Raw genomic sequence first — 13613 nt, 5'->3', positions numbered from 1 at the left:
ACAAATGTGAAAAGTTATTTGTCACCAAGTGAGTCTAAGAAACGTTCAGCATCTAATGCAGCCATACAACCTGTACCTGCAGAGGTGATCGCTTGACGGTAGTTGTGGTCCATTACGTCGCCAGCTGCAAATACACCTTCGATACTAGTTTGTGTTGCGTTGCCTTCAAGACCTGATTGAACGATGATGTAGCCATCTTTCATGTCTACTTGGCCTTCAAAGATTTGTGTGTTTGGCTGGTGACCAATTGCGATGAATGCACCCATTACATCGATATCTTCTGTCGCACCGCTGTTCACGTCTTTAATGCGGACGCCCGTTACGCCCATATCGTCACCCAGTACTTCATCGAGAGTGCGATCGGTATGAAGAACGATATTACCGCTTTCAACTTTATCCATCAGACGTTTCACAAGGATCTTCTCTGCGCGGAATGAATCGCGGCGGTGGATCAGGTGAACTTCTGACGCAATGTTAGATAGGTATAGCGCTTCTTCAACAGCCGTGTTACCACCGCCCACAACTGCAACTTTCTGATTACGGTAGAAGAAACCGTCACAGGTTGCACAAGCAGAAACGCCGCGACCTTTAAATGCTTCTTCAGACTCAAGGCCAAGGTATTTTGCTGATGCGCCGGTAGATATGATTAAGGCATCACAAGTGTACTCACCTGAGTCGCCTTTTAAACGAAATGGGCGTTGTGATAGCTCTACTTCATTGATGTGATCAAATACGATTTCAGTTTCAAAACGCTCGGCGTGTTCTTTCATGCGATCCATCAATGCTGGACCTGTCAGTCCCTCAGCATCGCCTGGCCAGTTTTCAACTTCAGTTGTGGTGGTTAGCTGACCACCTTGTTGCATTCCCGTCACAAGCACAGGGTTTAAGTTTGCACGCGCTGCGTAGACGGCAGCTGTGTATCCTGCAGGACCAGAACCAAGAATTAATAATTTACAGTGTTTTACGTCGCTCATTATGGCTCCAAAAAGGGCGTAACATTTCCCTCGATTGTATGGAAATTCTTAGTGCTTTAAAAGCATAAACAACGATTGTGATCGAATAATTGGTTATAGATTAGAACCCACTAAATATTGATTGAGAACGTTGACTTCTAGCATAAAATTCTATTCGTAGTAGAGAAGTCTAGTTTCAAATATTGTCAAAGCGTAAAACTGAAACATGGCTCTGTTTTTGTGGTTTGGTTTGGTTTGTTATGTTGTTTTCGTCGTTTTGTTGAAGCTATCAACGTTAAAAGCTGGTAATTGCAGAATATTTGCGTAACCTAGTGTGTAAATTAAATGTTAATTAATGTGCCTCATTAAAGGAGCAAATGATGTTACATTCACGTGAGAATACTCTACATTTAACACAGCTCAGCATGGCAGCAATTGAGCAGCTTTCCCCATCGTTTGAAGAACTGCCTCGTACCGAACATGCAGATGGTCAGTATCGACTACGACGTTATTCTGTGGTTGGCTTTGATAACGGCAAAGTCATCGACTTAAATAAAAATAGCTTTGTTCAATCCTCTGATATCAACCGATTTCAAGGTGATGTAGTAAGACAATTCGAGCCAATTGAGAAGGATATTCTTACCAGCGATGGATTTCGAGAAATGTGTGAATTGTTTGTCAATGCGAATCATCTGCCAAACGGTCAAGAAATAGAAATTCACCAAATCCGTATCAGGGCACTGGAAGAAGAAACCCAAGTAGCACCTGAAGGTGTGCACCAAGACGGTTTTGATCATATTGCAATGGTTGGTGTGGGACGCCATAACATCATCGGTGGCGACATCATGCTGTACAGCAGCCATAACCAAGCCCCATTTTTCCGTAAAGTGCTAGAAACCGGAGAGGTCGCAATCTTGGCTGATAGCAAGCTGTGGCATAACGCGTGCCCAATCCGCTCTGTTATTGATGACGAAGCGGGCCATATGGATGTATTTGTACTTACTGCTACGGATAAGCGTAATGAACTTCAATCTTAATCAGATCAGAGAGCAATTTCCGGCGTTGGCTCAATACCACAACGACAAGCCCGTGACGTTTTTTGATGGTCCAGGTGGCTCACAAGTGCCTCAACCAGTACTAGACAGCATGGTTGGGTATTTAGGTCGTTTCAACGCTAACTTAGGCGGGCATTATTTTTCTAGCCAAGTGACCGTTGACGTAATGCAAAATGCGCGTGAGTCGGCTCAGGCTCTACTTAATGCCCCTTCATCTGGCAATATTGTCTTCGGTGCCAATATGACCTCACTAACCTTTCAGCTTAGTCGCGCGATTAGTCGAGATTGGCAAGCAGGAGATGAGATCATTGTCTCCGCTTTGGATCACTATTCAAATGTATCCAGCTGGCAGCAAGCGGCAGAAGATAAAGGCGTTACGGTTCATCAAGTTCGTATCAACGAAGAAGATTGTACGCTTGATATGGAGCATTTAAGCCGCCTTCTTTCTGATAAAACGCGCCTTGTCGCTGTGACTTATGCATCGAACACGACGGGTTCTATTGTGGATGTACAGCAAGTAGTCAGCATGGCGCACAATGTTGGGGCACAAGTTTATGTGGATGCCGTCCATTATGCGCCTCATCATTTGGTTGATGTTCAAGCGTTAGGTTGTGACTTTTTAGCTTGCTCAGCTTACAAGTTTTTCGGACCGCACGTTGGTATTGCTTACATAGCCGATCAGTGGCTCCACAGTATTCGCCCTTACAAAGTCGAGCCTGCCACTAATATAGGCCCTGGTCGATTTGAAACAGGAACGCAAAGTTTTGAAGGTCTTGCTGGTGTCGTTTCTGCGGTTGAGTACCTGGCTCAATTTGGTGAAGTCGGTTTACCTCTTCGCCAACGATTGGAGCAAAGCTACCAACTGTATGAACAACATGAGCAGCGCTTGAGTGAGCGTTTCTTACAGCGTTTGAATGCATTAGATGGTGTCAATCTATTCGGTATCGCAAAGGAAGATAGCCAACTCCGCACGCCAACTTTTGCGCTAACGTTTGACCGATATTCTCCAGAGTTCATCGCGAAAACACTGGGTGAACATAACATTTGTGTATGGAATGGTCACTTTTATGCGTTGGGCTTAGTTCGTCAACTTGGTTTAGAAGAATCGGGTGGTGTAGTGCGAATTGGTTGTATGCATTACAACACAATAGAAGAAGTCGATATGTTATTCGATGTGCTAGAAAGCATCCTTGACGCATAACTAACGATTTCTTCCTAATAGAAAAACAAAAGCTCGAGTCAAACTCGAGCTTTTTTCATTTTTATTTGAATCAACGCGTTCTGCAAGCGATTACGCACTAACTTCAACTTCATAGGAAGTGAATTTTCTTACATTAATAACGCCGGTATCAAAGATGAGGTATTGACCTTTGATGCCTTGCAAAGTGCCAGTAACAACCGGGTTTTTATCGAAGTTATGCGAAGTGATCTTCGTTGGGTGCTGTTGTACCGGGTAGCTAAGGTCGGTAATGCTTTCGTTTAATACTTCAATGGCATCTTCGCCGAATTGCTGTTTTATCTCGGCAATTTTCTCTTCGACTAAAGGCAATAGCTCAGCAAAACGGTCCTGCAATGCCATAGGTTCACCGTCACCTTTTAGCAGTGTGCGCCAATTGGTCTTGTCTGCGATATGTTTCGCCAGTTCAACTTCAATTAAACCGGAGATATGGCGAGTTTTTACTTTAAAAATTGGCAAGCCCTGAGTCGCGCCTTGGTCAATCCAACGAGTCGGGATTTGAGTATGACGAGTAATACCAACTTTTAAGCTGGATGTGTTGGACAGGTAGACAAAGTGATCCACCATGCAATTCTCTTCACCCCATTGTGGTTCGCGACAAGTCCCGTGATCGTAGTGGCAGGTCTCTGGCTTCATGATACACATGTCGCAGCTTGCTAGCTTTTTCATGCATACAAAACAGTGGCCTTGCGAATAACTCTTTTTCGTTTTCTTTCCACATGAGCAACAAAAAATATTGCCAGTGTGAGTCAGTGTGAGCGTTTTACCCAGAAACGGAGTTAAGTCGATCTCTTCCTCACCGACAGGAAGACGGTAGTTGACGGCACCGTCCAGAGAAGCACGCATTTTGTTTAGCGTGCCAGTTGCAATTAATGACATGACATTACTCATTATTGTGTTTTTGCACAGTATATACTGAAGTGGAGAAGAGATGCAGGGTTGACAGGAGCTTTAAAGTAAATGTCTTGCACTAAATTATTATGCATCGTGTTTTATTTGCTAAAAATTATGGCTGTGAAATGCTTCGCAAATAGAAGTTGGGCTGCACTTTTTAGAAATTTTGAAACGTGATAACGGTTCAAAATCCGTTACTATGTGTCGAAACTAAGAATTGAATGAAAAAGCGATTTTATTTCTTGATAAATCACCTTGATTTCATTTTTTGAAATTATTGAACCCCACGTATTGTATAATCTCAGCAGGTCACTTGCCCATGAAGTGGATCCATAACTTTATCTTTGCTCTTTCTATTTGCACTATCAGTTTGGTTGCCCTTTATAGTGTGCTTGGCGATACGCGAAAGCTGACCATTACACCTGAGCATTTCAATATCTATGCAACTAAAGATGCCAGTGAAGGAGGTGTGAGTGAGGCAGATATCACATACGATCGGCAAAGCCTAGTTCTTAGCTGTGAACTAAAGCAGAGCTCGTATGCTTGGCCTTATTGCGGAATCTCGGTTTATACCGATTCAGCAACGCCAACACAGGGTATTGACCTTTCCAACTACCATACGATTCGATTGAAGGTGCGATATGAAGAGGCAGGAATAGGGGCTAACCCTAGCCACGACCTACGTTTGTATCTTCGCAATTATAATTCTGAGTATTCCAAACCGGACGACGAGTACACCATTAAATATAATGGCATGCAGTTTTCTCCGTCGGGTTCGATCGATATTGTCGAAATTCCGATTAAAAATCTTCAGGTGATGACCTGGTGGTTAGCAGATAACGGAGTCGCGATTGAACACTCTGCACCTGAATTTTCAAACATCACACGTATTGATATTGCAACTGGGTCTGGTGCGGCACTTGGTAAACATAGAATTGTGATTGATAAAATTGAGTTTGAAGGCGCTTACCTTGCGCAAGAAACATTGTTGTATGCATTATTACTCTCTTGGATGGCGCTTGGACTGGCTTTTTCACTGCATGAGTTACGAAAAAATAGAGTGGCTTATGAAAAAGCGCAAAAGCGTCACCGTCATTTGGAAAAGGTGAATGATACTTTGCGAGCTCAAAACTATGAGTTTGCAGAGTTAGCGCATCGAGATGCTTTGACGGGCGCGATGAACCGATATGCTGTGCAACACTGGCTGGAACAACAATCTCGTCAGGTTCGCTGGGGGCATAACACCTTCAGTATTCTCTATTTGGACTTGGATAAGTTTAAAAAGGTGAACGACAAATTTGGGCACCAAATGGGGGATGACATATTGCGCGAATTTGTCATGGTGGTAGCGACTTCTATTTACTCAGACGATCGACTCGTTCGTTGGGGCGGCGAAGAGTTTGTCGTATTTTGCCCTGATACCAATATTGAACAAGCGTTAGAGAAGGCAGAAATGATTCGCAAAAATGTGGAGGATCATTTGTGGGTGCACGGTGATTCACTAACTTGCAGTATTGGCGTTGCCCAAATGCAGAATGAACGCGTCTCAGAAACCATGGCGAGAGCTGACGAAGTGTTGTATCAGGCGAAGCGCAATGGCCGCAACCGAGTGGAAGCTCATTATGGTTTACTTGCTTGCGAAAAGAAGCAAGCCTGATAGCCGTTCACTGAAAGGAAAGAAAAAAGGTGGCCAACTGGCCACCAAGAGGGAAACTGCTGAACACCACTTAGGGGGGAAGTTTGGGTTATCGATACGATTACCGTGAGCAGCAGTGTAGTGCTAATCGAACTTGCTATTTTTACCAGAACAACCAAGCGAAAAGCGTTAGTGCAGCAATACAGGCAATGTTTAATACGAAACCAATTCGCATCATTTCTTTTTGCTTGATATGACCCGTACCGAACACAATCGCGTTTGGAGGTGTTGCAACAGGTAACATAAATGCACAAGATGCAGCGACGGCAATCAGTGCAGAGAGAATAACCGGAGACATGCCTAAGGCTTCTGCAATGGTCGCAAATACAGGGACAAGTAGCGCAGCACTGGCGGTGTTACTCGCAAACTCAGTCAAGAAGACAACAAAAGCAACCACTGCAAGAATCGTTAAGAGAATACCGGCTTGCTCAAGGAAGCCTGACAAGCTATGAGCCAAAAATACGCTTGTTCCGGTTGCTTTTAGGACGTTACTCAGACAGATACCACCACCAAATAGGATTAACACACCCCAGTCGGTTGTTTTCTCAATATCTTTCCACTCGACGGCGCGAGAAGCACCAAGTAGAAGGATGGCGCCAATGGCTACAAGAGTATCGAACTTCGCGAAGCCACCCAGCATAGCGTTAATAGGCTTACTGAATATCCACAAAGTTACGGTCAGTAAGAAAATCGCCAACGTAATCATTTTGCCGTTTGTCCATTCGACTGGTTGATGGTCAAGGTCAAACTTGTGGCTAAGGTCAGGCTTAGTCATCGTGTACAATACGAGGATAGCGATTGGCATTAATACTAGGGAAATAGGTACACCAAACTTCATCCATTCAGTGAAGCTTAGGCCAACTTCAGCGGCTGCAATTGCGTTTGGTGGGCTACCAACCAGTGTTGCAATACCACCAATTGAAGCACTGTAAGCGATACCGAGTAGAACAAACAAAAAGGTGTTGTGGTTTTTCTTGGCGTCTAGCTTTGTCATCACACCCAGCACAAGCGGTAACATCATCGCGGCGGTGGCGGTGTTTGAAATCCACATTGACAGGCCAGCACTCACACCAAATAGCATGAATACAGCGACAGACATTTTTCCTCTTGCCAGCAATAGTACTTTATCTGCAATCGCTTGATCTAACTTTTGTTTATGCAGAGCCGCAGCTAGTGCAAAACCACCCAAAAATAGAAAAATGATGGAGTTGGAAAAGTTATTCAGTGCGGCTTGAGTGTTGAACACACCCAAAAATACCGCAAGTAGTGGTATGAGCAGCGCGGTAATGCTGACGTGAATCGCTTCGGTTAGCCACAAAATAGCAACAAAAACTAAGATGCTCAGGCCGGTTACTACTTGTGGTTCAAAGGGTAAGGTATTAAACAAGATAATGAACAATAGGATATTCGCGTTCAAAATCATGCTGTTGCGAGTGAAGAACCAATTCTTCAATGTCACAGCGAGTGCGGTCATGGGTAGTGCTCCTTTTGCATTGCCTTTTGTCGGTTTTTTATGGCAAAGTAACTGACTTGTAGTTATTTATTGATGAAATGTTACTTTGAATGCGAAAAAGAGTTTTGCCTGAATCGTAGAGCAAATTAGAAAGTGTGATGTTGAGAATTGGAAATGGGTAGAAAACTACCCATTTGTTTTATAGAAATGTTACTAGGCTTGTGAGCCACGTTATTCCTCTATTCGACGGGGACTTGAAGAGGCTCGTTAGCTGCTTTATTTGGCTCTTTTACTGCGACGATAGGTTCTTGAGGGCCAAGAAACTTAGGCTGCGTATTGATAATGTACAGGTCTAAAAACGCTTTCACACGGGCTAGCAGTTCTCGAACACGCATCGATGTTTTTTGCTTGTTGGCCGTCGGCCCTGCTACCGCGAGACATTGCGCATCAATGCTGTAAGCATCAGCGATGAACAGTGCGCGTTCACAGTGAAAGCGCTGAGTCACAATCAGAAATCGCTCCGAAGCAAAAATTTTTTTCGCTCGTACAATCGAATCTAAGGTACGAAAGCCAGCATAATCAAGGTGAATCACTTCTTCAGGCACGCCTGCTTTAAGTAAGTCGCGTTTCATTGTCCACGGTTCGTTGTATGAACGGTGGGCGTTATCACCACTCAATAAAAACTGTTTTACTTTGCCTTGGTTGTAAAGCTCAATCGCCGCATTAATGCGATGAGTGTAGTAAGTGTTGAGGATCTTTCCGATGTATTTACTGGTACCAAGAACTACGGCAACCTCATGTTGAGGGATTTGCTCGTATTCAGTGAAAATGCTCTCTTTGGCTTGTAAAACCACCCACCGGTCGATGGCAATAACAGAAACAAGCAGACTAAGTGCAGAGATCGACAAAATCAAAGCAAATCGCTTCCAGGAAAATTTCAGCTTCCACTTTGATCTTATGCGAGAAAACAACAAAACGTTTTATATCCTTAACTAAAAATGTAGTTCTCATCATATCTGATAGAAACAAAAAGAGAGAAGCCCATTTATGCCAAAATCTGGTTAGGATGATAAAAAAATAAAAGCCCCTACATGGTAGGGGCTAATTATTAAACGAATTGTCTCAAGCTTAGAACGCAGTGCGTTTGTAGCGGCGGTAAACAGGTTGCCAGAACGACTGTTCAATCGCCACGTTCAATGCTTCATCAGTAATTTCTAATGCGACACCTTGTTCAATTGCCTTTTTACCAACGGCAAATGCGATTTTTTTCGATACTAAGTGGATCTCTTCCAGTGGTGGAAGTAGTGCCCCACGACCGTTGATTGCTAGAGGAGAACATGTTGCGAGCGCGCGGCTTGATTCCATTAGCATCTCGTCAGTGACACGTTTTGCATTGACAGCAAGTACACCAAGGCCAATGCCTGGGAAGATGTAGCTGTTGTTACATTGTGCAATAGGGTAAGTGCGACCTTCATGAACCACTGGCTCAAATGGGCTACCTGTTGCAACCAGTGCTTCACCATTTGTCCAACGAATGATGTCGTTCGGTGTCGCTTCCACGCGGCTTGTTGGGTTCGACAGTGGGAAGACAATCGGACGCTTACAGTGTTTATGCATTTCTTCGATGACTTCTTGGCTAAATAGGCCAGGCGCACCAGAAACACCAATTAGTACCGTTGGCTTGGCGTTACGCATTACATCGAGTAGTGAGAAGCCATTTCCTTCATTTTCCCACTCTTTCGTATTGGTATGCTTTTGCACCAAGCGTTGTTGGAAATCAAGAAGGTTAGGCATGCCTTCTTGTAACAGACCCCAACGGTCAACCATGTAAACTTGTGAGCGAGCTTGCTCGTCAGAAATTCCTTCCGATACCATTTGTGCGATGATCGCTTCTGCGATACCACAACCAGCAGACCCTGCGCCTAGGAAGGTAATACGTTGTTTAGAAAGCTGAGTTCCTGCTGCTTTACAAGCTGCAAGTAGAGAGCCAACAGTAACAGCTGCAGTACCCTGAATATCATCATTGAAACAACACACGCGGTCTTTGTAACGCTCTAGAAGAGGCATCGCATTTTTCTGAGCAAAGTCTTCGAACTGGATCAAAGCATCAGGCCAACGGCGCTGTACCGCTTGGATAAACTCTTCTACAAATGCATCGTATTCTGCACCCGTAATACGAGGATGACGCCAACCCATGTACATCGGATCAGCTAAGCGTTGCGGGTTATTGGTACCCACATCAAGCACGATTGGTAGCGTGTAAGCAGGGCTGATACCACCACACGCGGTATATAGTGACAGTTTACCGATTGGAATACCCATGCCGCCGATACCTTGGTCACCCAAGCCAAGGATACGTTCGCCATCTGTCACAACAATCACTTTAACGTTGTGGTTTGCTGCGTTGTTCAGCAAGTCGTCAATACGGTCACGGTTCGGGTATGAAATGAACAGACCGCGACCACGACGGTAAATGTTAGAGAAGTTTTCACATGCTGCGCCAACAGTCGGCGTGTAGATGATAGGCATCATCTCAGAAATGTGATTTTGCACTAGGCGGTAATACAATGTTTCGTTGGTGTCTTGGATGTTACGCAGATAAATGTGCTTATCCATATCGCTTTCGAAACTTTTGTATTGCTGGTAGGCACGTTCCACCTGCTCTTGGATAGTTTCGGTCGACTCTGGAAGCAGACCTTCTAAGTTGAATGAACTACGTTCTTCAGCAGAGAATGCACTGCCTTTGTTCAAAAGAGGGGTTGCTAAAAGAGCCGGACCCGCATATGGAATATATAGTGGGCGTTTATCGTTGTTCATTGGGTGCCTTATGTAGGGTTGAAGGATGCGCACCAAATTTTAACGGGTTCACTATTTAGTTGTAAACATGCGTTGATGCACATCAATGTAATGTCGCAAAAAAATTCAGATACCGACGAAAATATCGGCAATATTGGTTGTTTAGAGATACCTAAAGCAGGATTTTTTTACTTGGGTATAATGTTTTGCATCATCAAATCAAATCCAATTTCTATGTTTCAACTACCTATCGACAGCCTGCAAGCCGAGTTTGACCATCATGTAAGCCTTAACCATCTTGTGGTGGAAGCCGAAACCGGGTCGGGTAAATCTACCCGCTTGCCCATGTGGGCGGCAAAACACGGACGCGTTCTGGTTATTGAACCACGTCGAATTGCTTGTACCTCGCTGGCTGAATTTCTTGCGGAGCAATCTGGAGAGCCAATAGGTCGCAAAGTCGGTTACGCGATCAAGCTTCATGCCTACTTTGATGAAAAAACCGAAGTTGTATTTGTGACTCCGGGGGTTGCACTGCGTTGGTTTTCGGAAAACAAGCTAGCAGACTTTGATGTCGTGATAGTGGACGAATTTCACGAGCGACGCTGGGATATTGATCTATTAACCGCCATTTTGAAGCAAGAAAATCAACATCGATTGATCGTCACTTCCGCTACCTTAGAAGGCGAAAAGCTTGCTCGTTACCTGAATGCTAAGCGCCTGAGTTCGGAGGGACGTTGCTTTCCAGTCACGGTGACACATCGTTCTACAGACAGCCGCTATTTACCGAACAAAAAGGGATGTGAACAGGAGGTTGTCGGAGCGGTAAAAGAAGCACTGGAAGATGAAGATGGCGATATTCTTGTTTTTCTCCCAGGACGTAAAGAGATCGCCCAATGCGCGCAGATGCTACAAAGCAGCAGTGATGTCATGGTGGTTAAACTTCATGCCTCGGTCAGTGATGCAGAACGACATCGTGCGCTGACGGTACAAAAGCAACGGAAAGTCGTATTGGCAACCAACGTCGCGGAAACCTCTCTGACCATTCCTAATATCCGTGTGGTAATCGATAGTGGTTTAGAGCGCAGAACTGTACAACGAAATGGACGTACAGCACTGACATTAACCAACATTTCTAAGGCCAGTGCCGCGCAGCGAATGGGGCGAGCAGGTCGCGTTACCGAAGGGGCTTGTATTCGTCTATATGGTGAGCACGCGCCTTTAGAGTTGGTGACACCTCCAGAATTACACAGAGAAGAGCTCGTCGAGCCCATGCTGGCAGCGGCTTGTTGTGGGTACCGTCTCTCAACACTCGATTTTCTCGACTCAATTCCCCCAAAGTCGCTAGAGGCATCTCATTCGACGTTGTTATCTATGGAAGCGATTGATGAGGATGGCAATGTCACGCAGCATGGGAGAAAAGTATACCCACTACCCATTGATGCACTGTTTGCCGATCTCGTTACCAGAATTCAAGCGAAGCCAGAGAAGGAAGCAATGATTGATTTGGCTGCCGCCTTATCTGTGCCTGCGCAGCTCTATCAGCGACAAAGTGGTGAAGTTGCTGAGCTTCTATCTCAAGAGGAGCCATACGGATGTGATGCCTCTTTGCTTATCCGTTTGGTTCGGGGGGAGCGACTTCCGGGCATTGTCATTGATGCTAGCGCGCTCGAAGAGGCACAAGGTTTAGCGAAACAAATGCGAGAAGTATTTGAATTGCCGGAACTTGACGTTGCCTCTCGATATAAACGTGAAGCGCTCTTTTTCTCCATCGCCTCATTGCACCCTGAGCTTGTGTTTGTCCGACGAGCTCGTCGAAGGGATGCTCTAGGAAATGGCGTAGTCGAGATGCTGGTTGGGCGTAACAGCCGCTTTCCTGATAAAGAAGAAGCGGCCATCGTGCTAGATAGCCATAGCGTGCCAGGACGAGGCGTTAAGCAAACACTGAACCTCGCATCGGTTATGATGCCTATCCCGCTGACATTATTACGCGAACTTGAGCTAGGGGAGTGGCAACAAGGTGAGACGAATTATGAAGAGGAGACCCCAAGAGCAACGATGCATTTGGTCTACGCCGGACGAACAATCTGTACTGAACATCAAGCGTTAAAAGGTGATGTTGCTGTTCAGTCTATTGTCGAAATGATAGAAGACGAGACACTGTTACCAGGATTTGCTTCTCAAAGAAAACAACAAATCCAACACTGGAAACTCTACAACGCATTGGGCCTTAATGTCGAAGGAGAAGAGGTTAACGACTTGGCCTCCTTGACATTTTCTAGCTGGTTAAAGGATCAGTTGGAAACATTAGGCGTTGAAAATGTCGATGATATGGCGTTGTTTGAACCGGAAGACTTAACATTTAACGGTGTTCCAGAATGGGAATACGACGATTTCACGGAGCAGTACCCTTTAGAACTTTCGCTGCCAGAACTCCAACTGGATGTCGAGTATTACGCGTCTCGCAAGCTGGTACAGGTCGTTTATCGAGAGGGAAACCGTAAGGGAGACCCGAAGCGTTGGGAGCTGCCTCGCTGGGCTGGTTGGAAGATACAGTATAAAAAGGCCAGTCGAGTGATTGATGTGAAGTAGGTCGGCGGATGACGTTGTGACAAGAATTGATATTTTCTTGGTGAATCTATAATTATTTCATATTGATAGCGTTACTTGTGTGTTGTTTTTAGTTTCTTAATTGAAATATTAATCAATTGAATGCTTATATATGGCGAAGCTGTACATCAGTTGTTACAAAGCTGGTTTTAATATTTCCTTTTGTATGTAAATTAGGGCATAAAAGACGAATGTTTTATATCCCATTGCTATATCAAAACAGTTGAACGATATTTGGTATATCTCATTTTCGAGTGTCGGGGGCATAGAATGGATCAACAAGGAAAGACGTGCATTGAATTCGACTACACTAGCTTTTTAGGAGCGACAGGTAGTAAGAAATGGACCTTTTTAGAGGCATTTGCCACCATCGCGCCTATTTTCGGTTTGATGTGGAAACAGAACATTGCGGAATTGAGCAAGCCTGAAGATCGGTTGTGGGATGCCGCATTAAAATCGATGTCTTCTCGTAAAAGTGATGAATCCAATTTGGTCCGCTTAACCCAGCTAGCTAAACATGAAGGGATCAATGAATTGCGAGTCGTTATGCCATATTCGCTCGATGTTCAGCAAATCGAGTACATAGAATCTCGCAGTCAGTTGAAAGTGGACACGTCAGAACAAGATGTTCTTAACATCAAGTTTTAGGCTGAGTATTTCCACTTCATCGATGTACTACTTAACAATAGTGCAATGAAAAGCGACCTCAAAGTAGGTCGCTTTTTTATTTTGAGGTTTTTGTCACAGGTCTTAGGAAGTGTGATGAATATAGAGTATTTGCACTTAAATTAACAAAAATGTAACGTTTGGAAATGCAATTGTCATAACTAGCTTCTAACTTTGTGTTTTTAGGACAAATTACCGACTAAGTGGTTGGTACTGTAAGTTCGAATTAACGTCCCTTATTGGCATACAAGGATGA

Annotated in this window: 10 protein-coding genes; 5 read left to right on the top strand and 5 right to left on the bottom strand. The window is 44.5% G+C overall.

The genetic code is table 11. From position 1 onward, the window contains the following. Positions 1-14: 14 nt before the first annotated feature. Positions 15-974: a thioredoxin-disulfide reductase gene (trxB, locus tag R7P36_RS02070; protein ID WP_005377991.1), complete on the bottom strand. Its 960-nt coding sequence runs from the start codon at positions 972-974 to the stop codon at positions 15-17. 359 nt (positions 975-1333) lie between these two features. Here trxB and R7P36_RS02065 point away from each other — a divergent pair, with 359 nt between their 5' ends. Together R7P36_RS02065 and R7P36_RS02060 are read left to right on the top strand one after the other, a co-directional pair. Then, positions 1334-1990, top strand: coding sequence for a 2OG-Fe dioxygenase family protein (locus R7P36_RS02065; RefSeq protein WP_005377989.1), 657 nt, complete (start codon positions 1334-1336; stop codon positions 1988-1990). Next, positions 1974-3209, top strand: coding sequence for a cysteine desulfurase-like protein (locus R7P36_RS02060; RefSeq protein WP_005377986.1), 1236 nt, complete (start codon positions 1974-1976; stop codon positions 3207-3209). Before R7P36_RS02065 ends, R7P36_RS02060 begins: the two co-directional genes overlap by 17 nt. A gap of 90 nt (positions 3210-3299) precedes the next feature. Here the strand turns inward: R7P36_RS02060 and R7P36_RS02055 are convergent, their stop codons facing one another. Continuing rightward, the gene (locus R7P36_RS02055) at positions 3300-4124 is read right to left on the bottom strand and encodes a DUF2797 domain-containing protein (protein ID WP_318121996.1); all 825 of its coding nucleotides are present in this window, start codon (positions 4122-4124) and stop codon (positions 3300-3302) included. 334 nt (positions 4125-4458) lie between these two features. Between R7P36_RS02055 and R7P36_RS02050 the strand changes: the two genes are divergently transcribed. Continuing rightward, positions 4459-5796 (top strand): GGDEF domain-containing protein, encoded by a 1338-nt coding sequence (locus R7P36_RS02050; protein ID WP_138939965.1) that lies wholly within the window; start codon positions 4459-4461, stop codon positions 5794-5796. 142 nt (positions 5797-5938) lie between these two features. On the opposite strand, the gene R7P36_RS02045 is transcribed toward R7P36_RS02050, so the two are convergent. The 3 genes from R7P36_RS02045 to R7P36_RS02035 form a co-directional block, all read right to left on the bottom strand. Further along, entirely contained in the window at positions 5939-7309 is a 1371-nt protein-coding gene (locus R7P36_RS02045; protein WP_017634863.1) for an SLC13 family permease, read from the bottom strand. A gap of 218 nt (positions 7310-7527) precedes the next feature. Beyond that, positions 7528-8262, bottom strand: a complete 735-nt coding sequence (locus tag R7P36_RS02040; protein WP_005388862.1) for a vancomycin high temperature exclusion protein — start codon at positions 8260-8262, stop codon at positions 7528-7530. Between the two features lie 154 nt (positions 8263-8416). Continuing rightward, on the bottom strand, positions 8417-10105 hold the full coding sequence (locus R7P36_RS02035; RefSeq protein ID WP_005377977.1) for an NAD-dependent malic enzyme: 1689 nt from the start codon (positions 10103-10105) through the stop codon (positions 8417-8419). A 213-nt stretch (positions 10106-10318) separates the two neighbouring features. Between R7P36_RS02035 and R7P36_RS02030 the strand changes: the two genes are divergently transcribed. Together R7P36_RS02030 and R7P36_RS02025 are read left to right on the top strand one after the other, a co-directional pair. Then, the gene (locus tag R7P36_RS02030) at positions 10319-12673 is read left to right on the top strand and encodes a helicase-related protein (protein ID WP_213899674.1); all 2355 of its coding nucleotides are present in this window, start codon (positions 10319-10321) and stop codon (positions 12671-12673) included. Between the two features lie 288 nt (positions 12674-12961). After that, positions 12962-13339 carry a hypothetical protein gene (locus tag R7P36_RS02025; protein WP_005377965.1) on the top strand — a complete coding sequence of 126 codons (378 nt, stop codon included), beginning with the start codon at positions 12962-12964 and terminating at the stop codon, positions 13337-13339. Positions 13340-13613: the final 274 nt, after the last annotated feature.

Source organism: Vibrio sp. 397 (genome assembly GCF_033339395.1).
Lineage (GTDB): Bacteria > Pseudomonadota > Gammaproteobacteria > Enterobacterales > Vibrionaceae > Vibrio > Vibrio alginolyticus.
The sequence above is the reverse complement of the archived record's forward strand: the minus strand, read 5'-3'. Positions and strand labels throughout refer to the sequence as shown.

Bases quoted from the DNA above. Each gene is read 5' to 3' on its own strand.
- trxB (WP_005377991.1), bottom strand. From the start codon at position 974: ATGAGCGACGTAAAACACTGTAAATTATTAATTCTTGGTTCTGGTCCT.
- R7P36_RS02065 (WP_005377989.1), top strand. From the start codon at position 1,334: ATGTTACATTCACGTGAGAATACTCTACATTTAACACAGCTCAGCATG.
- R7P36_RS02060 (WP_005377986.1), top strand. From the start codon at position 1,974: ATGAACTTCAATCTTAATCAGATCAGAGAGCAATTTCCGGCGTTGGCT.
- R7P36_RS02055 (WP_318121996.1), bottom strand. From the start codon at position 4,124: ATGTCATTAATTGCAACTGGCACGCTAAACAAAATGCGTGCTTCTCTG.
- R7P36_RS02050 (WP_138939965.1), top strand. From the start codon at position 4,459: ATGAAGTGGATCCATAACTTTATCTTTGCTCTTTCTATTTGCACTATC.
- R7P36_RS02045 (WP_017634863.1), bottom strand. From the start codon at position 7,309: ATGACCGCACTCGCTGTGACATTGAAGAATTGGTTCTTCACTCGCAAC.
- R7P36_RS02035 (WP_005377977.1), bottom strand. From the start codon at position 10,105: ATGAACAACGATAAACGCCCACTATATATTCCATATGCGGGTCCGGCT.
- R7P36_RS02030 (WP_213899674.1), top strand. From the start codon at position 10,319: ATGTTTCAACTACCTATCGACAGCCTGCAAGCCGAGTTTGACCATCAT.
- R7P36_RS02025 (WP_005377965.1), top strand. From the start codon at position 12,962: ATGGATCAACAAGGAAAGACGTGCATTGAATTCGACTACACTAGCTTT.